The organism is Slackia exigua ATCC 700122 (assembly GCF_000162875.1).
Classification (GTDB): Bacteria; Actinomycetota; Coriobacteriia; order Coriobacteriales; family Eggerthellaceae; genus Slackia; species Slackia exigua.
In genome coordinates this window covers 461907-486721 of sequence record NZ_GG700630.1, presented here as the reverse complement: position 1 = coordinate 486721, position 24815 = coordinate 461907, and the positions used below count along the sequence as shown (strand labels likewise).

General features: G+C 57.7%; 23 protein-coding genes. 16 read left to right on the top strand and 7 right to left on the bottom strand.

Features of this window, described 5'->3' with window-relative positions:
• Positions 1–378: 378 nt before the first annotated feature.
• Positions 379–1812 (top strand): TFIIB-type zinc ribbon-containing protein, encoded by a 1434-nt coding sequence (locus HMPREF0762_RS02140; RefSeq protein WP_006361742.1) that lies wholly within the window; start codon positions 379–381, stop codon positions 1810–1812.
• A gap of 61 nt (positions 1813–1873) precedes the next feature.
• Complete coding sequence (locus HMPREF0762_RS02135) at positions 1874–3220, top strand: SPFH domain-containing protein (protein WP_006361741.1); 1347 nt, start codon at positions 1874–1876, stop codon at positions 3218–3220.
• A 103-nt stretch (positions 3221–3323) separates the two neighbouring features.
• Here HMPREF0762_RS02135 and HMPREF0762_RS02130 read toward each other — a convergent pair whose 3' ends face one another.
• From HMPREF0762_RS02130 to HMPREF0762_RS02115, 4 genes are all read right to left on the bottom strand, one after another.
• Positions 3324–3677 carry an MmcQ/YjbR family DNA-binding protein gene (locus HMPREF0762_RS02130; RefSeq protein ID WP_006361740.1) on the bottom strand — a complete coding sequence of 118 codons (354 nt, stop codon included), beginning with the start codon at positions 3675–3677 and terminating at the stop codon, positions 3324–3326.
• Between the two features lie 24 nt (positions 3678–3701).
• Positions 3702–4064 (bottom strand): NifB/NifX family molybdenum-iron cluster-binding protein, encoded by a 363-nt coding sequence (locus HMPREF0762_RS02125; RefSeq protein ID WP_006361739.1) that lies wholly within the window; start codon positions 4062–4064, stop codon positions 3702–3704.
• Between the two features lie 223 nt (positions 4065–4287).
• A complete protein-coding gene (locus HMPREF0762_RS02120; protein WP_006361737.1) occupies positions 4288–4806 on the bottom strand; it encodes a hypothetical protein in 519 nt (172 codons plus the stop codon).
• Between the two features lie 13 nt (positions 4807–4819).
• On the bottom strand, positions 4820–5278 hold the full coding sequence (locus HMPREF0762_RS02115; protein WP_245935475.1) for a LytTR family DNA-binding domain-containing protein: 459 nt from the start codon (positions 5276–5278) through the stop codon (positions 4820–4822).
• 306 nt (positions 5279–5584) lie between these two features.
• Here HMPREF0762_RS02115 and HMPREF0762_RS09075 point away from each other — a divergent pair, with 306 nt between their 5' ends.
• The 4 genes from HMPREF0762_RS09075 (at position 5585) to HMPREF0762_RS02095 (ending at position 8658) form a co-directional block, all read left to right on the top strand.
• Positions 5585–6115, top strand: a complete 531-nt coding sequence (locus tag HMPREF0762_RS09075) for a nucleotidyltransferase family protein (RefSeq protein ID WP_006361735.1) — start codon at positions 5585–5587, stop codon at positions 6113–6115.
• On the top strand, positions 6105–6491 hold the full coding sequence (locus tag HMPREF0762_RS02105; RefSeq protein ID WP_006361734.1) for a HepT-like ribonuclease domain-containing protein: 387 nt from the start codon (positions 6105–6107) through the stop codon (positions 6489–6491). Before HMPREF0762_RS09075 ends, HMPREF0762_RS02105 begins: the two co-directional genes overlap by 11 nt.
• Positions 6492–6803: 312 nt before the next feature.
• On the top strand, positions 6804–7814 hold the full coding sequence (locus tag HMPREF0762_RS02100; RefSeq protein WP_006361733.1) for an N-acetylmuramoyl-L-alanine amidase family protein: 1011 nt from the start codon (positions 6804–6806) through the stop codon (positions 7812–7814).
• Positions 7815–8043: 229 nt separating this feature from the next.
• Positions 8044–8658, top strand: a complete 615-nt coding sequence (locus HMPREF0762_RS02095; protein WP_006361732.1) for a class I SAM-dependent methyltransferase — start codon at positions 8044–8046, stop codon at positions 8656–8658.
• Positions 8659–8732: 74 nt separating this feature from the next.
• Here HMPREF0762_RS02095 and HMPREF0762_RS02090 read toward each other — a convergent pair whose 3' ends face one another.
• Positions 8733–9215, bottom strand: coding sequence for a GNAT family N-acetyltransferase (locus HMPREF0762_RS02090; RefSeq protein ID WP_006361731.1), 483 nt, complete (start codon positions 9213–9215; stop codon positions 8733–8735).
• A 104-nt stretch (positions 9216–9319) separates the two neighbouring features.
• On the bottom strand, positions 9320–10780 hold the full coding sequence (locus HMPREF0762_RS02085; RefSeq protein WP_006361730.1) for an amino acid adenylation domain-containing protein: 1461 nt from the start codon (positions 10778–10780) through the stop codon (positions 9320–9322).
• Between the two features lie 148 nt (positions 10781–10928).
• Between HMPREF0762_RS02085 and HMPREF0762_RS02080 the strand changes: the two genes are divergently transcribed.
• Positions 10929–11600: an alpha/beta hydrolase-fold protein gene (locus HMPREF0762_RS02080; protein WP_006361728.1), complete on the top strand. Its 672-nt coding sequence runs from the start codon at positions 10929–10931 to the stop codon at positions 11598–11600.
• Positions 11601–11663: 63 nt separating this feature from the next.
• On the opposite strand, the gene HMPREF0762_RS09310 is transcribed toward HMPREF0762_RS02080, so the two are convergent.
• Positions 11664–12293 (bottom strand): helix-turn-helix transcriptional regulator, encoded by a 630-nt coding sequence (locus HMPREF0762_RS09310; protein ID WP_006361727.1) that lies wholly within the window; start codon positions 12291–12293, stop codon positions 11664–11666.
• Positions 12294–12940: 647 nt separating this feature from the next.
• Between HMPREF0762_RS09310 and HMPREF0762_RS02070 the strand changes: the two genes are divergently transcribed.
• The 9 genes from HMPREF0762_RS02070 (at position 12941) to HMPREF0762_RS02030 (ending at position 24813) form a co-directional block, all read left to right on the top strand.
• Positions 12941–13570 carry an MptD family putative ECF transporter S component gene (locus HMPREF0762_RS02070; protein WP_084779343.1) on the top strand — a complete coding sequence of 210 codons (630 nt, stop codon included), beginning with the start codon at positions 12941–12943 and terminating at the stop codon, positions 13568–13570.
• Positions 13567–14268, top strand: a complete 702-nt coding sequence (locus tag HMPREF0762_RS02065) for an energy-coupling factor transporter transmembrane component T family protein (RefSeq protein WP_006361724.1) — start codon at positions 13567–13569, stop codon at positions 14266–14268. Before HMPREF0762_RS02070 ends, HMPREF0762_RS02065 begins: the two co-directional genes overlap by 4 nt.
• A 15-nt stretch (positions 14269–14283) precedes the next feature.
• Positions 14284–15738 (top strand): ABC transporter ATP-binding protein, encoded by a 1455-nt coding sequence (locus HMPREF0762_RS02060; protein WP_006361723.1) that lies wholly within the window; start codon positions 14284–14286, stop codon positions 15736–15738.
• Between the two features lie 387 nt (positions 15739–16125).
• On the top strand, positions 16126–17274 hold the full coding sequence (locus HMPREF0762_RS02055; RefSeq protein WP_006361722.1) for a serine/threonine protein kinase: 1149 nt from the start codon (positions 16126–16128) through the stop codon (positions 17272–17274).
• 336 nt (positions 17275–17610) lie between these two features.
• Positions 17611–18750 (top strand): DMT family transporter, encoded by a 1140-nt coding sequence (locus tag HMPREF0762_RS02050; RefSeq protein ID WP_040618821.1) that lies wholly within the window; start codon positions 17611–17613, stop codon positions 18748–18750.
• A complete protein-coding gene (locus tag HMPREF0762_RS02045; protein WP_006361719.1) occupies positions 18716–20047 on the top strand; it encodes an MFS transporter in 1332 nt (443 codons plus the stop codon). Before HMPREF0762_RS02050 ends, HMPREF0762_RS02045 begins: the two co-directional genes overlap by 35 nt.
• 314 nt (positions 20048–20361) lie before the next feature.
• Entirely contained in the window at positions 20362–20961 is a 600-nt protein-coding gene (locus HMPREF0762_RS02040) for a TetR/AcrR family transcriptional regulator (RefSeq protein ID WP_040618820.1), read from the top strand.
• 195 nt (positions 20962–21156) lie between these two features.
• Positions 21157–21924 carry a MerR family transcriptional regulator gene (locus HMPREF0762_RS02035; protein WP_040618817.1) on the top strand — a complete coding sequence of 256 codons (768 nt, stop codon included), beginning with the start codon at positions 21157–21159 and terminating at the stop codon, positions 21922–21924.
• 228 nt (positions 21925–22152) lie between these two features.
• Positions 22153–24813, top strand: a complete 2661-nt coding sequence (locus tag HMPREF0762_RS02030; protein ID WP_050759670.1) for a molybdopterin-dependent oxidoreductase — start codon at positions 22153–22155, stop codon at positions 24811–24813.
• Positions 24814–24815: the final 2 nt, after the last annotated feature.

The following is a 24815-nucleotide window of genomic DNA, read 5'->3' as shown; positions in this document are numbered from 1 at the left end:
GCGCATTCGGGTATTTTTCTCTACCCGAAAATAGGTGATGGCATCTGAACAGGGTATTCTCTTCGGCCGCGGCGATGTCGATTGCGATCAGGAATGCCGCGACGGAAAGCGCGCATGCGATGCGTCCCCTTCAGCATGTCGTCCGTGAGCGCACTGGCCATGACGAGCCTCTCGCGAGTGCCCAGGGTCTTCATCGTATCGTGCACGGCATGGGCGGTTTAGGACGCGTAGGCGCGCGTACGGCGGTATTGTGAGCCGAGAACGATTGCTCGCCTCGCGCGCGGAGCGCCTATAATGAATGCGGTTCCATCGCGCACGGCCGAGCTTCGCATTGCGCCTTGCGCATCCGATCGACCTTCTCCAGCCGAAAGGAGCTTCATGGCCGTTGAATCCATCAATTACCAGTGTCCCTCGTGCGGGGGCACGATGCGCTACGACGGCGCATCCGGCAGGCTCGTATGCGATTTCTGCGGGACGGCGCATCTTCCGTCCGACATAGAGGCGATCTACGCCGCGCGGCAGGCATCGGCCGACGCGTCTGCCGAAGAGGCCTCGCGCCGTGCCGAGGCGGGGACTCTGAGCGAATACGAGCAGATGGCTTCTGGATCGGGCGCAGCCGTTGCGTTGACCGACGAAGTCATCGCCGAGGCCGTCAATGCGCAGGGCACCGACGGCGCAGACGATCCCATCGCCTCGTTTCTTTCGCGCGCCTCATGGAACGAATCGGAGCGCGCGGGACTTCGATCGTTCACCTGCTCATCGTGCGGGGCAAGTCTGACCTGCGACGCGACCACGGCGGTTTCCGAGTGCCCGTACTGCGGCAATACCGCGGTCGTGCCAGGCACGTTCGTCGAGACGGCGCGTCCCGACCTGGTCGTCCCGTTCAAGGTCGACAAGGCTGCGGCGACCGCGGCGCTTACCGCCCATTACAAGGGGAAACGGTTCCTTCCGAAAGACTTCGCCGACGCCAATCGCATCGAGCACATCCAAGGTGTCTACGTACCGTTCTGGCTGTACGATGGGACGGCCGAGGGAAGCGAGACCTTCGAAGCGCGCAACGTTCGCACACATCGTTCCGGGGACGAGGAGATAACCGAGACCGACATCTATTCCGTCTATCGCGCCGGAGAAGTCGGCTTTACGCACGTTCCTGCCGATGCGTCGGCGAAGATGCCTAACGGCCACATGGATGCCATCGAACCGTTCGACTACGGATCCCTCGTGCCGTTCTCGCTCGCCTACATGCCAGGATACCTGGCCGAACGTTTCGACGAGGATGCGGAGGCGTGCGCATCGCGCGTGCATGGACGCATGCGTCAGTCGCTCGAAGACGAGCTGCGCGCATCCGTGCGCGGCTATGACGAGGTGCGGTCGGGGTCCTTGGATGCGCAGGTGCGCATGGAATCGGTCTCCCAGGCGCTCTTCCCGGTCTGGATGCTGCATACGCGTTGGCAGGACGGAGATTACCTTTTCGCCATGAACGGCCAGACCGGACGCCTCGTGGGCGATCTGCCCGTGTCATGGGGAAAGGTCGTGCTTTGGTTCTTCGGGCTTTTCGCCGTGCTCTGCATGGTTCTGTCAGGGCTTGATTTCGGGTTCCTCCAGTTCGACGACACGCTTGCGAGCATGCTCGTGGACATAGGGCTTCCTATCGTGGGGGCGGCGTCCATCTGCGCGGTGTTCTACTCGCAGATGAAGACCGCGCGCGAACGGAGCGAAGCGCACGAATACATAGATGCGGACGGGCTCGAGCTTTCCGCATCGCAGGACACGTTCATCGAGACGAGGCGGTCGAGCAGACATCTTGACTGACGGCATGGTGTGTCCGTGAAACCGGCTTCTATCGGAAGCCTTATGAAAAAGGAGGAATGACATGGGACTTCTGAAGGCAGGCGCTGGGGCGTTGGGCGGCGTGCTCGCCGATACCTGGCGCGAGTTCTTCTATTGCGATTCGCTCCCCCCCGATGTGCTGGCGGCGAAAGGCGTCAAGCGGATATCCGATCGCGGGCGCAGCTCCAATACCAAGGGCGAGAGCAATATCATCTCCGACGGTTCGATCATCGCGGTCAACGAAGGCCAGTTCATGATCATCGTCGAGCAGGGAGCCATCGTAGATGCCTGCGGCGAGGCGGGTCAGTTCGTTTTCGACAAATCGACCGAACCGTCGCTCTTCTTCGGGCAGGACGGTCTGGGCGATCGCTTCCTGAAGACCTTCGAGCGCATCGGCTCGCGTTTCACCTTCGGCGGCGATACCGGCAAAGACCAGCGCGTCTACTTCTTCAATAAGAAGGAGATCGTGGGCAACAAGTACGGCACCGCTTCTCCCGTGCCGTTCCGCGTGGTCGATGCCAATATCGGCCTTGACGTGGATATATCGGTGCGCTGCAACGGCGAGTATTCGTATCGCATCGTGGATCCGATGCTTTTCTACAAGAACGTATGCGGCAACGTCGAGGAGCCCTATACGCGCGACAACATCGATTCCCAGCTCAAGAGCGAGCTTTTGACGGCTTTGCAGCCGGCGTTCGCACGCATCTCCGCCATGGGCGTCCGTTACAGCGCGGTTCCGGCCCATACGGAAGAGCTCTCCGCGGCTTTGAACGAGGTCCTATCCGAGAAGTGGTCCGACCTGCGCGGCATCGAAGTCGCTTCGTTCGGCGTGAACACGATCGCGGCATCGCCCGAAGACGAGGCCATGATCAAGGAGCTGCAGAAGGCCGCGGTCATGCGCGATCCGACGATGGCGGCCGCGAACATCGCGGCGGCGCAGAGCGATGCCATGCGCATGGCGGCTTCCAATGAGAACGGCGCCATGATGGGCTTCATGGGCATGGGCATGGCGAACGCTATCGGTGGCATGAACCCCCAGGGCCTCTACGGCCAAGGCGGCGGGCAGCCGAACGTTCCGCAGAGCCAGTACGCCCAGGCGCCTGGCGGCGGATTCGGCGCGGTTGCAGGCGCGGCAACGGCAGTAGGGAGCTGGACCTGCGATTGCGGAACGCAGAACACCGGCAAGTTCTGCAGCAACTGCGGAAAGCCCAAGCCCGAACCTGCAGCGGCGAATGGTTGGACCTGCGGTTGCGGCACGCAGAATACCGGAAAGTTCTGCAGCAACTGCGGCGCTCAGAAGCCCGAGACGCCCGGCACCTGGTCGTGCCCGACGTGCGGTACCCAGAACACGGGCGGCTTCTGCGGCAATTGCGGCGGCCCGCGTCCGTGAACCGAAGGCGGCGGCATGCCGCTTTTCGCCGGCTTCCTCTGGGGAGGCTGGTCGTAGAGAAGGCGCGGCCCCGAGCGGTGGATGCTCGGGGCCGCGTTCATTCTTACGACGTAAGGCGTCTGCTCATGTCGATGAGGTCTTCGATCATGGCATCGGGAAGCTCGCCGTCGAGGCGGACGGATACCCAGTTCTTCTTGTTCATGTGGTATGCGGGCATGACGTCTGAGGACATGCGGAGCACGAGCGCATCGTCGGGATCGACCTTCACGTTCAGGATGAAGACAGGCTCGGTGCCTTCAAGGCCTAGGCGGTCGGGCGGCACATCCATGACCACGCCGTACCATCTGCGATTCGCATCGTTTCGCAGCACGGCGTAGTTCGGCCATTTCGTCCACATGCGTTCGGGTTCGGTTCCGTAGGCTTCTTTCACGTATGCGAATAGCTCCGACGGCTTCATGATCGCATCCTCGGAATTTTCGACCTAGTGCTCGTGATGGCAGCCGCCGGCTCCGTGGGTGTGGCCTTTGATGATATGAGGGAGGTCTCCCGAGAGGTATTTCTTGACGGCTTCGTCGGCATCGCCCGAAATGGACGTATAGATTTCGACGTCCTTCTTCTGCATGCCCTCGATGGCGGGCATGCCGATGCCGCCGCAGATGACGGTCGTCACCCCAAGGCCGAGCATCGTTGCGATCTTGCGCGCATGTCCTTCGCCTTCGTCTTCGATGACGCGCGAAGCCGTGATCGCACCGTTTTCGACATCGTAGATCTTGTACTGGGCTGCATGGCCGAAATGCTGGTCGATGTTTCCGTTGTCGTAGGGGATGGCGATGGTCTCCGTCATGAGCGCTCCTTTATCCGTTCGTTTGATGACGTCGTCATACTAACGCATCGATTTACGCCACTCGCTGCGGGGAAGCGCGCGGTGCACGTGAGGAGTTTCAACGGGCTTTTCTGCGTGCTTTCGGGCGTGTAATCCGATGCCATGAAAACGGCGATGCGTCAAGGAGGCGCATCGCCGTTTATAAAGCGAATCGGAGGGATGTTACGAGGTCGCGCTACGTGCGTCACTCATGGCGTTCGGCTTCCTGCTTCTTGCGGTATTCGGCGAGCAGCTGGTTATAGGTGGCGCCGTTGCGTTTGATAAAGTGCGTGATGACCGCCGTGACGATTGCCAGAATCACCAAGAATGTCACGGCGAAGCTGGCCCACGCCCAGGGGTTGTCCGTCGGAAGCCACGTCCCGACGTACGCGCAGCCGGCCAGCACCGCGAAATAGGTGAGGCCGAAGCCCGCAAGGCGCGTCGGATAGCCCATGCGGATGTTCAGACGGAAGTTGAACCAGAGCTGTTGGAGCAGGCCGCCTGCAACGCCGGCGGCGATGATGGTCAGGCACATGATTTCGCCCTGGTTTATTCCATCGAACGCGCAACCGATGGCTATGAGGAGGACGAGCATGATGACGGCAATGCCGCTTCCGGAGAAGAATCCCCGTGCGATCAGGCTCTTCGTGGTCAAAGGGGTGGATGTGTCGAAGACCTGCAGGTCTTCAGGATCGGTGTGTTTCGAGGTATCGTACGGCTTCATGGCAAGGTCCTTTCTAGGCGAGCGCACCGAGCTTGCGGCGAATATCAGGGGCGTAGCTTCGCGTCACGACGACGCGAGATCCTCCGTCGAGCTCGAGGATGAGACGGCTGTTCGGTTCGGGAACGATCGAGACCACCTTGTCGAAGTTGACGAGGACCTGGCGCGAGATGCGCATGAACTCGGTGCCTTCGAGCGCCTGTTCGAGCTCGTAGAGACGCAGCGGGGATTCGAGAGTCGTTCCATCCATGGTCCTGATGAATGCGCGCCGCTCGGTCGTTTCCACATAGAGAACCTGGTCGAGCGGGATGATCTTCTGCGAGATATCGCCATTCGGGGCATAGCCCACGAGACGTCCCGTAGCGGCGCGCAAGGCCTCGACGAGCCGCGAGGCGCGCGGATCGCCAGGAGAGGAGACGATGGTCACCTCGATTTCGCGCCGTCCAGGCTCTTCTTTCAGCGTGATGTTCATCATCTGATCCTTCGCTTCGATGCATGTGCAGTGCTCGGACGTCCTTGCGGGCATGAATATACCAAGGTACGGTATCGGGAATGAGCGCAGGATTCTGAGTTGCATGAACGTATGCGCGACCCGCACCGAGATGCGTGCGGGGATATCTGAGTTGCATGGGAAAGGTTCGTTTCTCAACGAAGCTTCAGTCGGGCTGCCGATGCGGCCGGCTGTCGCTTGGAGCATTCGTCTATTCGTCTAACAATCTATCTAGATGCTGCATGATGTGCTACAATACGTATTGCAAATGCAATACGGAAAGGCGTGCATATGGAAGCTATGGCGGAACATAAGTTGCCGATCGCAATGAGGCTTCCTCGTCATGAAGTTGAGGTAGTGAGCGAGTATGCTCGCAAGAACGGCCTTACGAAAACGGACGCATTCCTGTATTTCCTGCGTCAGGGAATGGCCAATGAGCAGTCTGATGCATATGGGAAACGCTTTGACGAGGTGGAACGACTGCTTGGCGAAATATTGCATAAGGTAGACGTGAGCTATCCGACGGATGTCGATTCGATTGCACGTACGGTTTCCTTCGAGGCACGAAATTTCCCAGCTATCCAGAGAATAATTCTGTTTGGATCGTTTGCCCGAGGTGAAGCAGGTTCTGAAAGCGATATAGACCTTCGCTTGATTCTCGATCGCTCGCATCCATTCAGTCTGTACGATCTCGTACGTTTTCAGAAGGCTGTCGGGCAGGCAACAGGACGTGAAGTAGATGCCATAACAGCAGATGACATAAAGAATGAGAACTTGGCGCGCGCCATCGACATGGAGGGTATAACGATTTATGAGCGCTAGGAAAAACGACCTTCTTCGTGTTCAGGAAATGTACGATGTGGTCACGCAAACGTTAGTTCAGCTTGAAGAGCTGAATATAACGAAGGATCAATTCGTGTCGCCTCGAACTACTACGGATGAACTTATCGCAGAAGGCTTTGCCAATAGGGTATTGCGCGTTACAGAGGAAGGTGGAGGATTGCCTGAGCTATTCGGGGGCTACGGATTCGAGTTGCGTGAGATGAGCGGTTTGCGCAACCGTCTTGCGCACGCCTATGGAACAGTTGACATGGGTATTGTTTGGGATGTGCTCGAGATTGAGTTTCCGAAACTTGCTGAAGGGTGCAAACGGTATTGCGACGAACGGGGAATCGACTTGATGCCAACATGGAAATAGACCTCGCCTGAAACGGGTTCCGCATTGCAAGACGCTGGCTTCGAATTTCGAGGCCAGCGTTTTTTCGGTGAGAGTTACATTGCCGTTCAGCGTGTATCCTGTTCCCTCCGCACGGCCGCTTATAAACGAGCACAGTAGATGCTGCGCATAGTTCGATAAGATGGCTGCATTGAAGCGCGATGCCTGATGGGAATGTGAGATCGCGTCGTGCAAGGAAGCCGGTCTCGTTTCGAGGGAGCGGGCAGGCGAAGAGAGCGAAGGAAGCCTGGATATTCGAGGTCTTCGCCCAGGGTGTTGAAAGGGAGGCGTTCCATGACCGGAACATTGAAGAGGGTTCTTGCGCTCTGCGCTCTGGCAATGGCTGCGCTCATCGTATGCGCTGCCGTGCCTGCGAATGCGATGGCGATAGACGATGATGACACGGTGTATGTGACTCCGCATGGGAAGGTCTACCATCTGTATAAGGATTGCACCGGTCTGAACAAAGCATCATCCATCAAAGAAACGGTATATGGAAAAGTAGGAAATAGGCATCTGTGCGAAATATGCGCGAAGCGGCACGGGGGCGGCTCGTCGCACTCGCATTCGTCAGGCTGGCAGTCATCAGGCGGATCCTGGTGGTATCAGTATTCCGATGGAAGCTACCCATGGGATTGCTGGGAGAAGATCGGCGGATCTTGGTATCACTTCGATGAGGATGGCTGGATGGATACGGGTTGGCTTCGTAGCGACGGCGAATGGTATTACCTCTCGGATTCAGGCGCCATGAGGACCGGCTGGCAGAAAATCGGCGGATCCTGGTACCACTTTGCAGGATCTGGAGCGATGGATACCGGCTGGGAGAAAATCGGTGGAGCGTGGTACCGCTTCGAGGGGTCTGGTGCCATGGATACGGGTTGGCTCCGTAACGGTGGCGAATGGTATTACCTCTCGACCTCCGGCGAGATGACGGTCGGTTGGGAGAAGATACGTGGCACCTGGTATCACTTCGATAGCGACGGCTGCATGGAAACCGGTTGGCTCCGCAGCGGCGGCGAGTGGTATCACATGAGCGGATCAGGCGCTATGCACACGGGCTGGCAGTCCATCGGAAAGCACTGGTACTGCTTTGCCAAGAGCGGCGCCATGTATTCGGACACGTGGGTCGGGAATTACTATCTGGGTTCTTCGGGGGCCATGCTTACGGATTGCCAGACTCCTGACGGAAATTACGTCGATGAAAACGGGAAAAAGATAGTAAAGAAGCCAAAGGAGCCTGTGGAGCCGACAGACCCGAAGGAGCCGACGGAATCGGCGGCGCCGGAAGTGCCGGCCGCGGCATGAGTTTCGTTTCACCTCGTGCATGACGCAAGGCGAGGGCATTCGACTCATGTAGGCCGACGGATATTTCGCACGATGGGACGCGCGAGCGATGCAGCGCGTCCCTAGCAAACCAATATGAGATTCATTGCAAAGCTCAAGGAAGAGTATCGCGCTTTCGTATCCGGCCTCTTTCTATGAAGTATTATGGGGCTAACTTAGAGACTTCGATTTCTAGGCAACTGCGCGCGAGGTGAGCAGCTTGAAGAAGAGCACGTGGGACAGGTATGCGCCTATCTACGAGAGGGCGATGCATTCGGACGAATCGGCCTACGAATCCATGTATGCCCGTATTTCCGAGGTCGTGCGGGGTAAGGAAGTGCTCGAACTCGCGACAGGTCCGGGTCTTCTTGCGAAGCATGTCGTTTTCTCGACCAAGCGCATGGTCGCCACGGATTATTCGGAAGGGATGATCCGGGAGGCGAAGAAGGGAGAGGTTCCTGGCAATCTCACGTTCGAAGTCGCCGATGCGACCGATCTTCCGTACGAGGATGCTTCCTTCGACGTCGTCATCATAGCGAACGCGCTTCACGTCATGCCGAATCCGGAACGCGCCCTCTCGGAAGCCCGACGCGTTCTGCGTGATAACGGCCTGCTCATCGCCCCTAATTTCGTCAGCCATGACGATACGGTCGTCAGTCGGATTTGGTCTTGGGTGCTGAAGCGTGCCGGCATCGGCTTTGATCATCAGTGGACGCCCGATGAGTACGTTGCGTTCCTGTCCGACCAGGGGTGGCGCGTCGTCCATAGGCAAGAGCTCAAAGCGAGGATCGCGCTTCTGTACGTTGAGTGCGCCCGAATCCGCTGATCGTTTCCGTCACCTTTCCGTATGCGGGAAACTGCGGCGTGGCGTTCGTTCGGATCGCACCGCCGCCGGCCGATCTATCGGTTCGTCTTCTCTGGCTTCTTCCGGTGGATCATGAAGTCGGGAAGGTCGGTGAAGCCGACGCTTTCGTACAGTCTTCGTCCTGCCGCGGACGTCTCCAGATAGATCTTATCGATGCCACGATCGATCGCCTGGTCAACGAGCCATTCGATCATGGCCCGTCCAGCGCCTCGATGTTGGGATTCCGGACGCGTGTAGACGTTCATCAGGAACGCGCATCTTCCGCTCGGATTATCGGGCGAAGGCAGCTCGGTCTGCAGGCACATGCCCGCGCATCCGACGATCACGCCGTCAAGACGTGCGAAGCAGGCTACATGGCCGCTCCTGGGGATTTCCCGCTCGTAATAGGCGCGGTTTTCAGCTTCCAGCTGCGTCATGTCAGCGTCGGCGGGCAGCGAGAACACCTCGCGCAGCGTTTCTATGCGCCACGCCGCTAGCTCGTCGATCCTGTCGATTCCTGCTTCTTCTATTGAAATCATGCGATCGTTCTCCTATTTCTGCGGCGCACGCGTTTCAACCGTTCCGATCGAGCCGTTCGGCATGCGGTGCCCATTTGGCCGATCGGCCTTCCGACGTGCATTCCTTACGCTTTCAGGACGACGGGAAGCGCTTCTTTGTCGGGCTTCCCGTTCGCGTTCAACGGAATCTCCGCCATACGGACGAAGAACTCCGGAATCATGAACGACGCGAGCTTGCGCGCAAGGCGTCGCTTGAGCTCCGAGAGTCGCATGTCCTGCGTGGCCGGGACTATATAGGCCGTCATATAGGAAAGGTCCGACTCATCGCGGCTGTCGCAGACCACCGCATGGACGATTTCGGGATCGGCGACGAGCACGTTTTCGACCTCGGAGCATTCGATGCGGCGTCCGTCGATCATCACCTGGGAGTCTTTGCGGTGCAGAAAGGCAATATCTCCATCGGGCAGAACATAGCCCAGATCGCCGCTCCGATACATGCGCGTACCGTTCACGTCGAAGAAATTCGCCTGCTCGGGATGATTGCCCAGATAGCCGCGCGAAACGCCCGCGCCCGAGATGCAGATCTCGCCCACCTGGCCTGCGGGGACGGGCTTGAGATCCTTGTCGAGGATCGCGATGTCGTCGCAGGCGACCGGCGTTCCGATCGGATACGTTCCGTCGGAAAGCGGGCTGCCGCCGTTCACGCGATAGTAGGCGGCGCAGCACGTCGTTTCGGAGGGGCCGTACGTGTTGTAGACAAGTGCATGGTCCAGGAGCTTGTCGCAGTACGAGGCGCGCAGCACGTCGCCGCCGCTTACGTAGAGGCGGACGCGTGACGGAATGCGGCCTGAATGATTGATGTCGGAGATTAGATAGGGGAAGCCGTCGACGATCGTGACGCCTTCATCCTCGATGTAGTCGATGAGCGCTTCGGTTGAAGCCTTTGCCCGTTCGGGCGCGATCGCGAGCGTCGCACCGCTGAGCAGGGCGGAGAACACCTCTTCGACGAAGATGTCGAACGAGCAGACGGAATGCTGGAGCATGACGTCGCCGGCGCCGATGCCGAATTCGCGTTCGAATGCATTGATATAGCTTACGACGTTGCGGTTTTCCACGGAGACGCCTTTGGGCGTGCCGGTCGTGCCCGAGGTGTAGAGCACGTAGGCGAGGTCGTCGGGACGCGCGACGCACGCCGCGTCAGAGGCACTTGCCGGTTCGCAGCCGTTCTCCACGAAGATGCGACGTGCGCTCTGGAAGAGGTCGTCGTAGGCGCGCTGGGTGATGACCGCATCGACGTCCGCCTCGGTGAGCATGAATCTGATGCGGTCGATGGGAAACGAGGGTTCTGCCGGCACATAGGCGGCTCCGCGTTTGAGCACGGCGAGCATAGAGGCGATCATTTCGATGCCGTGATCCATGACGATGCCTACGAAGCGGGAGTTATCGGGAAGCTGTGAAGCGATCGAACCGGCGAACGCGTCGAGCTCCGCATACGTCATGCTGCGGCGTTCGTCCTTCGTGGCGATTGCATCGGGCGTGGCGCGCACCTGTTGCACGAATGCCTGGTAGATGGTTTCTTCGATCATGCGACGCTCTCTTTCGGTCCGTGACGATCGGTCTGTGTCGTCGAAGTGCCTTTCGGTATCATAGGGTACCTACGGAGCGGCCCGCGCACCCCGATGGGCTTGAGCACGATATCAGCGTCATGCATGGTGAAAGGATGGAGCCGATCTGATGAAATACGTGGATCCGTGCGATCGCACGGTGTTTTCCGGGACGGGAGGGCTTCAAGCTCCGATCATCTACGTGATCGATCTTCCATATCATCCGTTCGAGGTGGGCGCGGCGGCTCGAGACTGCGTGTCGACCATCGTCAAGGTTCCCGTCAACGAATGGGATGACAGCTTGACGCCGTGGGTCGCACCGGGTCTTTATCATGGAGATGCCGATTTCAAAGGGGAGGCGGCCGTTACGCTCGAAGAGCTGCTTGACGAGGCCGTTCCCGCTATCGAGCGTGCAGAAGGCCTTGCCCCGGCGAAGCGTGCGATATGCGGCTATTCCCTTGGAGGCCTGTTTGCGCTCTATGCGTTCGTGCACTCGGATCGTTTCAGTGCCTGCGGGTGCCTTTCGGGTTCGGTCTGGTACGAGGGATGGGTTGACCACCTGCGATCGCTCGACTTCACTGCAGCGGGGCGGTATGCGTTTCTTTCCATCGGTTCGAAAGAGAAGCACGCGCGTGAATCGATTCTGCATACCGTGCAGGACAACATGGAGGCCTGCGCTGAAATTCTACGTTCTCAAGGCTGCGAGGCGGATTTCGTCGTCGGACCCGGCGGTCATTTCGACCACGCCCAGGAACGGTTCGCAGCCGGGTTCAAAGCGCTCGATGCGTTTTTGAACAGGTAGGTTGATAGCTTGGCCGCGACAAGCGACTCTTTTGCGCGAAGTTTGCTCGAACCGAAGACTCTCTCATCGTTGCGCATATGTATTCCGGTACGCGCCGGGCGTCATGCCGACGTGACGCTTAAACGCCTTGGCGAAGCTGGCGGCATCCCCGTAGCCGACCATCTCGCCGATTTCCGCGGCGCTGAGGTCTGTGTCGGCGAGCAGCCCTTTCGCGGCTTTCATCCTCATACCGCGTACGTATTCTCCAAGAGGTATGCCCGCATCACGCTTGAACATCTCGCTTAGGGTCGTATGTCCCTTATGAGCGATCGCGCAGAGCTGTTCGAGCGTCGGCGGATTCGGCATGGAGAGTTCGACTATCTTCATGATGTCGGCAGCTGTCGCGGTTGTGCGTCTCTTATGTGACCTATCAGCTGCATCGCGGTCATCCTCAATGATTTTGTTCAGATAGCATGTCGCCTCGAGCACCTTCGCCTCTAGGAGCGGCAGGGCTCCTGGCCCGAGCATGCTCGTGGCCGTCAGACTGTTCAGAATCCTGTCGATCTGGATACTGGAAGGCATGACCCCGTGCGACATCACTTTTTCGCCAAGGCCCCTGAAATCATCGGGGAATCGTTTTTCGATCTCGCCGAAGTATGCGGGCAGAAGGCAGAGGGAGGTGCTCTTGAACCTTTCGCCGGGATTCATGGGCATCGTGAACCGTTCTTCGGATTGCGCGAACGCTACGGAGGACCTTTCGCCGCGTCTTTTCCGGGCATCTTTCGGGACTCCCGCCAAGGAATCACGGGAGCAGACGCAGAGGCATGCATGCTCGGGAAGGTCTTCTTCTATACGCAGAGGCTCCCTGACGTCTATCTCATGTATGACGAGGATGCAGCTCGGGTTCACTTCGAAGGCGAGCAGATATCCCGCGCACGATTCGTTCATCACGCGCGCGAACAGGCTGCGATCCTTGCAGGTTACGCTCGCGGGACCCACCTGCTCGAGTTGGGGAACGTAGAATTTGTCGAGTGAGCGAGAAAGGGCCGCACAGGCCATTGTCATTCCGTCCGTTCCGTTGTCGATGCATCCCCTGTTGAATCGCAAGCGACTGACAAGGGGTAACGTTGCGTAATTAGCTCCATCTAACTTGCAGCATACCATGATTTCGGATGCGGGTCGGATTGCCATCCGTCTCATGCGGCGTTGCAGGACAGAGGGAGGCAGATCGACGACGGGGCGGGGGAATCGCGCAACCAGGCCCATATTGGATTGTCGCGGGAATCGCAGGAGATCCTTACCTCTCTTACGATGCCGCCCCGTCTGTCGCAGGACGGATGAACGTACGAGAGGAGCGGTCGATGGAAGACAGACAGGTAATCGAAAGCGGCGAATCGAAACGGCTCGCGATGAAGGACGTAATCACGCTCGTTATCTTCAATGTTGCCATACTCATCGTCATGGTGGTCGTGAAAATGCTGATCACGGTATTGGCCACACCTGCGTTCAACTACTTGGCGTACGTAGGCGTCATGGCCTTGTTCTGCGCGCCTCTCTTCGTCGTCATGTCCAATCGTGTTGCGAAGACGGGCGTGTACTTCGTGACCGCGCTCCTTGCCGGCCTCATGATGGCGGCGTTCGGATCTGCCTGGTTTCTTGCCGTCATGATTGCCGTCGGCGCTCTATGCGAGGCGGCCATGATGGGGAAGGAAACGTATCGCTCTCCTGTCCGAAACGGCATCGGATATGCTCTGTACTGGGCTCTCTATGCGCTCGGCAGCGCGATTCCCCTGTTCTTCTTCAAGGATCAATATATCGCATCCTTGCAGGGATCCTATACGCAGGAGGGGATTGACATCCTCCTGAGCTTTTACGGCTCGCCGAGCATGCTCGCACTCATAACGCTCATAACCGTCGTATTGGCGGTCGTGGGGTTCGTGGGCGGCTATGCGCTTTATACGAGGCACATCAAGAAGGCGAAGCTGGCATGACGGAATCGGTGGCGTCGAGCGGGGTGGACAGGGCGGATCCTCGCACGCATCTCGTCACCCTTCTGGTTGCAACCGTGTTCTGGGCAGTGTATTCGCCTCAGCTGATTCATTATCTTGCAGTTCTGTGCGCTGCGTATCTTTTCGCAAACGGCATGGCGCGGCATGCGCTCGGGTTCGCGGCCGTCTATGTGGCGCTCACGTTGATTGCAGGGGCATCGGCGTTCGTCATGCCCCTTCTCTACGTCATACTCAATACATTCGCGCGAGCCGTTCCATTGATGATGCTTGCGGCGGCGCTCGTGGCGAGCAATCCCAGCAGGGTGATGGCCGCCGTGCAGAAGATCGGGGTTCCTAGGACGGGGCTTGCGATGATATGTCTGCTCGTCAGGTTCTTCCCGGTCATGGGGGAAGAGATGAAAAAGATCAGGGAAGGCCAGCTTGCGAGGGGGATTCTGCCGAAACGCCGTGACATGCTAGCTCACCCGATAACCGCATACCAATGCTTCTTCGTGCCTCTTATCATACGTTGCCTGCGGCTCTCGTCCGATCTCGGCGCCTCTTCCGAACTGAGGGGCCTTGCAAGCCAGGAGAGAAGATCTTGCCTGCACGGCATAGGGTTTTCGGTATGGGATGCGGCGCTCGTCTTCCCTATGTTCGTTCTGGGCGCGGCGCCCCTGTTGCTGTCGGTCGGTGCCTAGGAGACGGATACGACGATGATAGAATTGAAGAACATGAGCTTCTCCTATGGCGCAGACGACGCGCATCGTGCGATAGACGGAATATCCCTGCAGGTGCCCGATGGCACCTGCACGATTCTTTGCGGCAGATCCGGATCGGGGAAAAGCACGGTGATGCGTGTGGTCGAGGGTCTTGCGCCGGGGTTCTTCCCGGGAAGACGGGAGGGCAGCGTGCATGTTGCCGGCAAGGACCCTCATGCGATGAGCCCGAGCGAGAAGGCTCGCCTTATCGGAGGCGTGTTCCAAGATCCGCGTAGCCAGTTCTTCATGTCGCTTGTGCGCGATGAGATAGTCTTCGCAGCCGAGAATGTGGGATGCGATGAGGATTGGGCGCGTCGGCGGCTGGCCTCTTCGGCGGAAACCTTCGGGGTGGCCGATCTGTTGGATAGGCGCGTAGATGAGCTTTCGAGTGGACAGAAACAACGGGTGGCAATCGCCGCCGCCTCCTTTCTTGCGCCTTCCGCCCTGGTACTCGACGAACCTACATCCAACCTCGATGAGAGCGGCATAGGGGCGCTCGTCGCTTCCGTCGGTAGGCTCAAAGATCAAGGGATTGCGATACTGATCTGCGATCATCGTCTGCACGAATACCTTCCGATCGCCGATCGGTACGTGCACATTTCCGAAGGGCGTGTGGCTCACGAATGGACGGGAGAAGAGTTCTCGGCGTTGTCGTGCGCCACTCTTCGCGAATGGGGCTTGCGCCATCCCGGCATAGGCCTTCCCGTCGTTTCATCGCCGGGGATCGTCGGAGTCGACAGGCGCCCGACTGCCCTTTTGCCCGAGGTTGTTGGAACCCACGGGCTTTCCCTGCATTCGCTGACCGTTGCGTACGACAAGTCGGAGCCCTGCGTGACCGATGTCTCTCTTGCCATTCCGCGGGCAACGGTCTGCGGAGTCTTGGGCAAAAACGGGGTGGGCAAGACGACCCTGGCAAAGGTTATCTGCGGCCTTCGGAAACAGACAAGCGGCGTGGTGGAGATCGGCGGCAATATTCTGGACATGGCGCGACGAAGGGCCTGTTGCTACATGGTCATGCAGGATCCCGACTACCAGCTGTATGCAGAGAGCGTGGCCTGCGAGTTGGCTATGGGGAGGAACGGGCGCCTTTCCGAAAGCATCGTGACGGAGGCTCTGGAGGCGTTCGGCATCGAAGGGCTGGCGCAGCGTCACCCCGCATCGCTTTCGGGCGGCGAGAAGCAGCGCGTGACGCTTGCGGCGGCGTACTGCGCGGATAGCGAGATAGTCCTGCTTGATGAACCGACGAGTGGGCTTGATGCCGACGGGCTCGTAGCGGTGTCATCGTGGGTTCGCAAGCTTGCAGAGCGAGGCAAAACCGTGCTCGTGGTCACGCACGACCGCCTGCTCTGCCGGCTTTCATGCGATGAGACGCTGAGAATCGAAAGGCGATGCGCTCATCTTTCAACATGAGGCGTCCGGCTCTGGGAACGATTGCATCTTGGGATGCCGCGCTGCGCTCTAGCGAGGAGATAGACCTAAGCAAGACACTTCGAATCTATGCTTTAAGATAATGCATATGTAAAAAAGTTTTAAATGCATCAATAATAATTGAACAGGTAAATTAATAGGATTTTATTCCTATTAGGTAATATGTCATAAAAATAATATTGCAGATGCACAAAAAAGGCGTATACTTACGAAGCATAAGCGGGATGCAAGGAATCCGGCTTCGAACCTTCGGTCGGACGTCCCTGAAGAACGAGCGGGATTTCACGCATCGCGCAGGTCATGTTGGTGTTTGTGTCTGTTTGGTAGGATGGGCGCACATCAGTGGGCCCAGACTGGAAGGAGATTCGAATGGCAAAGATCGTCAACTCCTGGAACGATTGGGATCCGCTGAAGCGCGTTATCGTCGGCCGTTGCGACAACTCGATGATTCCTCCCGAGGAACCTGCAACCTCCGAGAAGGTGCCGGTCGATTCTGAGATGCGCGGCATGTGGGGCCTTCGTCCCCTCGCCACCGTCGAGCGCGGCAATGAATGCCTCGATAACCTCGTCAAGATCCTCGAAAGCCGCGGCGTAATCGTCGACCGTCCCACTCCTCTGCAGTGGAATCAGGCCATCGGCACTCCCGACTTCCGCAACGATTCCATGATGACCTGCATGCCGCCCCGCGACATCCTGCTCACCATCGGCAACGAAATCATGGCCTCCGCCAACTCCTTCCGTTGCCGCTACTTCGAGTATCTGGCGTATTGGCCGCTCATGAAGCAGTACTTCGATGAGGATTCCGAGTTCAAATGGACCCAGGCCCCTCGTCCTCGCCTGACCGACGCCTCCTACAAGCACAATTATTATGACGAGAAGATCACCCTCGAAGAGCGCCTGGTCCGTACGGCCAACAAAGACTTCGTCACCACTGAAGTCGAGCCGATGTGGGACGCCGCCGATGTTATGCGCATGGGCAAGGACCTCTTCATCCAGCATGGCCTGACTACCAACCGCACCGCCATGGAATGGTTCCAGCGCTATTATCCCGAGTTCCGCGTCCATGCCGTGAACTTCCCCGGCGACCCCTATCCGATCCACATCGACGCCACCTTCGTGCCGCTGCGTCCGGGCCTGATCATCAATAATCCGGTTCGCCCGCTGCCCAAGGAGCAGCGTGCTATCTTCGAAGCCAACGATTGGGAGATCGTCGACGCGGCGCAGCCTGCTCATACCGAGCCGCCCGCGCTGTGCTACAGCTCCGTGTGGCTGTCCATGAACTGCCTGGTTCTCGATCCCAAGACCGTCATCGTCGAGGCTTCCGAGGTCTATCAGCAGGAGCAGATGGACAAGCTGGGCATGAATGTCATCCCGTGCGACCTGCGCGACGCATATCCCTTCGGCGGCGGCCTGCATTGCTCCACCGCAGACGTCTACCGCGAGGGCACCTGCGAGGATTACTTCCCCAACAGGGTCAAGGATCCCACGCTTGTTCGTCCCGAGATGTGGAACGACTAGTCGCTTGTCAGCCTAGCGCAGCAGTGGATGGTGCATGAACCATCCTGAAACCCATGAGAGGGGGCTCGGTTTTCTTCAACGAAAGCTGAGCCCTCTTGTTCTTTCTGCATCGACGTCGCGCGTGCGTACGTGCGACGGGCAGCAAGCTAAAACGAGCAGAGAGAAAAGAAGCAGCGCAACGCCTCGCGAGCTCACGGCGCATGGGGACGCGCGATTGAGTTGCCTCATCGCGGCGCGTTGCGCTGAACTTGAGCTTTAAGCTTGCAAGCCTGCGTGTTCGGGCGCAGGCCGGCACGCTTCACCGAATTCTTACCATTCTTTTTCAAGGAGGGGATTATGGAGGACCGAACCGTGCAGCCCGCGTCTGCCTCTGAGCACGGCGATTACCAGATGAATCGGAAGTGGGGCACGATAGCGATGCTGCTGTCGGCGACCGGTATGGGTCTTGTCCCGTTGTTGTCGCGCGCGGCTACGCGCGTGGACTTCTTCGACGGAACCGCAGGACTGAATGCCGGCGATAGCGTGGGTGCGTTCATGGCGACCGGGCGCATGACCATGGGTATCGTCTTCTTCGTGATTCTGATGCTGGCCACGCGCAAGACCGGGGTGTTCAAGAAGCTGAAGCTGACGCCCGCGATCGCGCTGGGCGGACTGATGATCGGTCTGTCGCTTGCGTGTTACGTCACGTCTACGCTTATGACGTCGGTGGCGAACGCGGTGCTGTTCATCTATACGGGTCCTGTCTTCTGCGTGATTCTTGCGCGAATCTTCCGCAAAGAACCCATGCATGCGTTGCAATGGATCTGCTTGGCCGCGGTATTCGTAGGCATGCTGTTCGCCGAGGGCCTGATGGGCTTCGGCGATGGTGGCTTCCGCGTGGATTTCAGTCTTGAGATGTCGACGGCGGAATTCCCGCAGAAGGGCCTAGGGGATATCTTCGGCCTGCTGTCGGGCGTGTTCTACGGCGCGAGCATGTTCTTCAACGGCTATCGCAAGGACGCCGACACCACGGCGCGCGGCGTGTGGAACTTCATATTCGCCGCGGTGGGAGCCGGCACGTTGACGCTGGTGATGAATTTCCTCGGTACGTCGGGCATCACGGCGCCCACATGGGCGTTGGGCCTGAACCTCACCACGGCGAACTGGATCAGCGCCGTCGTGTTCTGGATCGTGTGCGGGCCGGTTGCCTTGGGCCTGCTGCTTGCCGCGGGGCGTAACCTGCCGGCAGCCGATTATTCCACGATCGCATACTGGGAAGTTCCCGTGGCGCTGTTCATCGGACTGGTCATTTTCGGCGAGGCGTTCACCGTCAACACCATCATCGGCACCATTCTGATCGTCGGCGGCGGCGCCATTCCTGCCGTGAAGGGCATGACGGCAGCGCGCAAACAGTCGAAGGAAAGTGCCGAGGGAGGCGAAGGCGATGACCGGAGGAACGACAATGCATACGCCGCTGCAGGAGTTCAGTCAAACTGAGCAGCAGCGCACGCTTAAACGTGTGACATTCTCCTCCTTTTTAGGGAATTTCATCGAGTGGTTCGACTATGCGAGCTATTCGTATCTGGCCACGGTCATCGCGGTCGCGTTCTTTCCCGATGTCGACAAGGCCGTAGCCACGATGTATGCGTTCGCTGTGTTCGCGCTTGCGTTCCTGGTGCGACCTATCGGTGCGGTGTTCTGGGGGAACATGGGCGATAAGAAAGGTCGTAAGTGGGCTCTTTCCATTTCGATCCTGGTGATGAGCGGAGCAACCTTCATAATCGGCTGCCTTCCCGTCTATGCCTTGGCGGGAATGGCGGCTCCTGTCCTGCTGCTGCTGTGCCGTATCGTGCAGAGCTTCTCGGCTTCCGGAGAATATGCCGGGGCCGCCACGTTCATCGCCGAATATGCGCCGCGGCAGCACCGGGGATTCTATTGCTCCATGGTGCCGGCATCCACTGCGGGCGGCTTGCTGGTCGGATCCTTGTTCGCTACGGCCATGTTCGCGGTATGGGGCGCCTCGTCCGACTTCGTGGTGACGGTGGGCTGGCGCATCCCGTTCTGGCTGGCAGGTCCGTTGGGGCTGATCACGCACTATATCCGTACGCATTTGGAGGATTCTCCCGTGTACGAGGCCATGCAGCGCCAGATCAGCCAGCAAGGAGACGAAAGCATCCAGCATCCTATTCGCACGCTACTGAGTCGGTATCCCCGCAAGGTGCTCATCTGCTTCGGCGCATGCATGCTCAATGCGGTCGGCTTCTACATGGTGCTGACGTATATACCGAACTACCTCGAGGTGACGCTTTCGTTCGATCCGGCCATGGCATCGACCATCACCACCATCGTGCTCGTGGTCTATATAGGTCTCATCTTCGTATCGGGTCGTGTATCCGATCGCGTGGGACGCAGGCGCATGCTCATCATCGCATGCGTGGGATTCGTCGCGTTCACGGTGCCTGCGTTCCATCTGCTCGGAACGTGCCAGTTCGGGGTTGTGCTGGTGACGGAGCTGGTCATGTGTATGATCTTGACCGTCAATGACGGCACGTTGTCAAGCTATCTGACCGAGACGTTTCCTACCGCAGTGCGCTACTCGGGGTTCGCGTTCAGCTTCAATCTGGCGAACGCCCTGTTCGGCGGGTCGGCATCGTACATATCGTTCTGGCTGATCAACGCTACGGGAGATGCGATCGCACCGGCGTACTACATGATAGCGATCGGGCTTATCGCGTTGGTTGCCATGATCGCGTCGCACGAGCACACCGGAAAGGATTTGAACGACGTGAAGTGATGATGTGCCCGATATGGGCGGGTGCAAGGCCTTGCTCGCGACGGATGCGCTTAAGCGTGCCCTGTGACGTTCGGCGTCAGAGGGCACGCTTGTTCGTTTCTTGGGTCGGAGCTTTCGCATGCCAAGAACCTCGAAATGGTGCAGCAGAGATGCCGTCGTATGCGAATCTGCGTATCCCTGCTTTAAAATCCATGGCGTTCATGCATCGTTTCCTTCAGTGCATTTGAGCACTATAGTTATTGCTTGAACAGGTACAATAGGCAATTATTCAGAACGTGCCCGGAAGTGGGCGACCTTGGAGAGGGGCGGCGGTCGTGGCAGGCAAGCATCGGACGGTGAAAGCTCAGTTGACACGATCGTCATTGGTGGTGGCAGCGGCGATCATCTTGCGCGAGCAAGGTCCGTCGTCGGTGACGTATCGGCACGTGGCCGGAAAGGCGGGCGCGGCGTCGTCGTCGGTCGGATATTACTTCGATTCCATCGATGATCTGCTGCGCGAAGCGGCCGAATACAATGTGCGCATGTGGGCGCGGCGCGCAGAGAAGGCAGCCGATGCGGCCGAGGATCTGACGCGCGAGGAAGCGCGTGCCCAGGTGGTCGAGCTGCTGCTGCAGGCATGCCTGCCGGAAGATTTGGTAGTGCCTGTCGCCCATTACGAGCAGTTGATGACCGCGGCGGAATCCAGCGTGGTCACCACGGCGTACAGACGTGGACGCGAGCGGTTGGACGATGCGATATCGCGCATTCTGCGGTGCGCCGGTCTGTCGAAGGTGAATCCGCGTATCGTGGCCGCCGTGGTGGACGGCGCCGCGGTCGCGGGCATTTCAGAGGGACATCCCGTGCGCGAAGCCGCACACACCATGCTTTCCGAGGCGATAGGCGTCATGGGCGAAGCCCAACAGGACGAGGACTAGGCCGGCGCTGCTCGACGGTGGAGCATATGGAGCGGTAGGACGCAGCGCAAGAACGACTCGGTTGTTGTTTGCATTTGCAATGCCCGTCGTTCAAGTGTTCCAGGTTCGCCATGGATGTTTCAAACATATTCAAAACAATGCTTGCTCGTCACGCAGCGTGATGCGCTTTCCTGATCCATGAAGGAGGTGATATCCATGCTGAATGAAGAGGAAGAGAAGCTCTTCACCACCGGAGAGATCGCCGAGAAATGCGGCGTGTCCGTGCGGACCGTGCAGTACTATGACGAGAAGGGCCTCGTTCGTCCAACCGAGCGCACCGAAGGGGGCAGGCGTCTGTACGATGACGCTTCGCTTGATCGCATGCGCATGGTCTGCCTGCTGAAGGCTCTGGGATTGAGCCTGCGGGCCATCCAGGGCATTCTCGAGAATCCCGAAGACAACGCTGCGTTGTTGTGTGTGCTTGAGGAACAGGAGAAGTTGCTGGATGCCGAGCTCGGCGAACGTCGGAGCATGCTGGAAGGCGTGCGCGCGGCCATAGCGGGAATCCGAAAAAATGGCCGTCTTCCGAAGGACGTCGTCATGAGCATGGAATCCATCATGGAAAGCAGGAAATCGAAGCTCAGCAAGACCAAGCGTCGCATGATCGTCGAGGGCATCGTGGTCGATATCGTCGAGATAGGCACGCTTGTCTACGGCATCGTGACAGGGCAGTGGCTACCGTTCATCTGCTCGATGGTGCTTGTCGTGATGATCTGCTCTGAGCTGGTTCGAGCGTATCATCAGGATTCGCGGTATGTCTGCCCGCGCTGTCATGCGGTGTTCCAACCCCCGTTGAAGAGCTTCTTCACGTTGGCGCACACGCCGAAGGCGCGTAAGCTCATATGTCCGAGCTGCGGCGAGAAGGGTTGGTGTGCCGAGGTGTCGGCCGATCGGAGCGACGCGGCGGCATCTCGCATTGCTTGATAACGGTTGTACTCGTGTCGTGGCCTGGAGGATTTTCCAGGGCATGATTCTGCATTCCATGAGCATGCTGTTCTCTAGGCGCTTTTTCATTAACTTCGGGGCACTTAACGCAACGCTGGATAAATATATAAAGTTTGAATAAAGTTGGACTCCTTTTTCAATTGAAATTGCATATTTCCGTTGATAGCTTGTAGATGCTGTGTTCGTTAGGTTTGATAGGGGGAACAAATGACGGACATCATCGACAGGTCTCGAAATCTATACGATGTAAGCAGACGTAATTTTATGAAGATCGGTGCCGCCACGGCAGCCCTGGCTGCCGGCTCATCTCTCGTTTCCTGTTCGCGGGGAAGTGACGAGTCGACAACGCAAGAAGCTTCTGATGGAGAAGATGAGGGGATTTGGGTTACCGCCGCTTGCTGGCATAACTGTGGCGGTCGTTGCTTGAACAAGGTTTTGGTTAAAGATGGTGTGGTCATTCGCCAGAAGACCGATGACACCCATGAGGATTCTCCTGATTGGCCCCAACAACGTGGATGCCTTCGTGGGCGTGCTCAACGTAAGCAGATCTTTTCAGAAGATCGCTTGAAGTATCCCATGAAGCGCGTTCATTGGAGTCCGGATGATTCTCATGGCGAATTGCGTGGGATTGACGAGTGGGAGCGCATTTCTTGGGATGAAGCGCTGGATTATGTCGCTGATGGTCTCAAGCGGGCGAAAACGGATTATGGCAATAGGTCCATTCTCGTTTCGGGCGGTTGGAATAGCGCTGGATCTGAAATGTCTCGTACTCTCGGCTTATTCGGCGGTTACTGCGAACGTTGGGATACCAATTCTTTCGGCGCGTGGGGGAAGACACCTTTCATGTGCGGTTTTCATCATGGCGGAAAGTGGGATCAGACTGTCAATGATCGCTATGACCTACGCAAATGCGAAACCGTCATCATGATGTCCATGAATCCTGCTTGGAGCTCCATGGGCAGTCAGACCTGGAATTATTGGCAGGCAAAGAAATCGGGTGCGCAATTCTATTGCATAGATCCTTTTTACAACGATACGTATTCTCTTCTCGATGCGGAATGGTTTCCGATTCGCCCTGCTACCGACACAGCGCTCCTTCTGGCTGTTGCTTACGCAATGCTCGAGCAGGACGAAGAGATGGACCTGATCGATTGGGATTTTCTTGATCGTTGCACAGTAGGCTTCGATGCAAAGCATATGCCTTCCGACGCTACGTCAAAAATGAATTTCCGCGATTATATCGAAGGAAAAACCGATGGCGAGCCGAAGACTCCTGAATGGGCCGAACAGATTTGCGGGATTGCGGCAGACAAAATATATGAACTTGCAAGGCTCATGGGAAAAAGCAATAAGGTTGCGTTCATGTGTGGCATGGCTTCAGGGCGCGTTCATAACGTTCAGAATCTTCCGCAGCTGGTCATGACCATAGGCACTATGGGCGGTCATATGGGCAAAAGCGGGCACATGACCGGATCCACGATGCATGCTACTTCAGGCAATGGGGGCGATGCCCTCATTAATGCTGGTATAAACGGTCTCGAAGATATTCCCAATCCGGTTGATGACGCCATTAACGCTAACGAAATCTACGATGCAATCATCGACGGAACGTATACCTGGACGGGATCAGGTCATTTTGCAAGTCCTCTGCAGTATCAGCCTGGCGAAAAACGTGATATCGATATTCATGTCATATATCACCCCTCTGGCGCCGATTTGCAGACCTCTGATGGCATCAAGAAAGGTATTGAGGCGCATCGCAAGGTTGACATGGTGGTTTCGCATGGTCAGTTCTACACCACCAACGTTCGCTATTCCGATATCGTTCTGCCTGTCGTTACTGAGTGGGAGAAAGACTGGGGCTTTACTGGAGGCACGCTCGTTCATTCTTCGAATCGAGAGATGCTCGTTCATTACACCAAGGTAGTCGATCCTCTTTTTGAATGCAGGTCAGATGCTGAAATTGCCTTTGAAGTCGGAAAGCGGCTTGGTTTGGATGAAAAGGAGCTGATGCCGCTCAGTAGCGGGCAGATGCTCTACAATACGCTCTCCTCAATGACGGTCATTGACTCAGATGGCAAAACATCTGTGCCTGCCGTTGCCCTCACTGCAGAGGATATCGAAACCATGGGTGCAAAAGGCGATCCGGTTGATGGCAAGCTCTCCTATCACGAGTTTAAGGATCGTGGCGTATATCAGGTTAAACGTGAGCAAGGCGACAATTACGGATATATAGCATTCGAAGATTTTCGAAACGATCCCGGGGCGAATCCGCTGGATACCCCTTCAGGCAAGCTTGAGATATATTGCCAACAACTTGCGGACGCATGCAATCAGATGGGTTGGAGCGTTATCGATCCCATTCCGACGTATCGGCATGTCGAAAATGGTTATGAGGACACTTTTTCGGACTGGAGTTCGCAAACCAAAGGCGACTATCCATTCCAGATGATCACCCCGCATTATCTGCGTCGTGCGCATAGTGTGTTCGATAATGTCGGTTGGCTGCGTGAAGCATGGGTGAACCCCGTCTTTCTGAATGCTGGCGATGCTCAAGGGCTCGCTATTGAAGATGGCGACACCGTTCTCATGACGACGGCTTTTGGGCAAAGCATTCGAAGGGCGACCCTTACCGAGCGTCTTCGTCCCGGGGTGGTCGCTCTGCCGCATGGAGCGTGGGTAAATGTAGATGAAGAAACTGGAATCGACCATGCTGGTGCCGATAATTATCTGGGGGGACAGGTCCCGAACGCCATGGGAATATCAGGATTCAATAGCGTAATTTGCAATGTTGAGAAATATGCCGGAACACAGCTGGGTGTTGACGTGGATGAACCTGCTCGTGTTCCGTTAAAGGATGGTGAGTAACG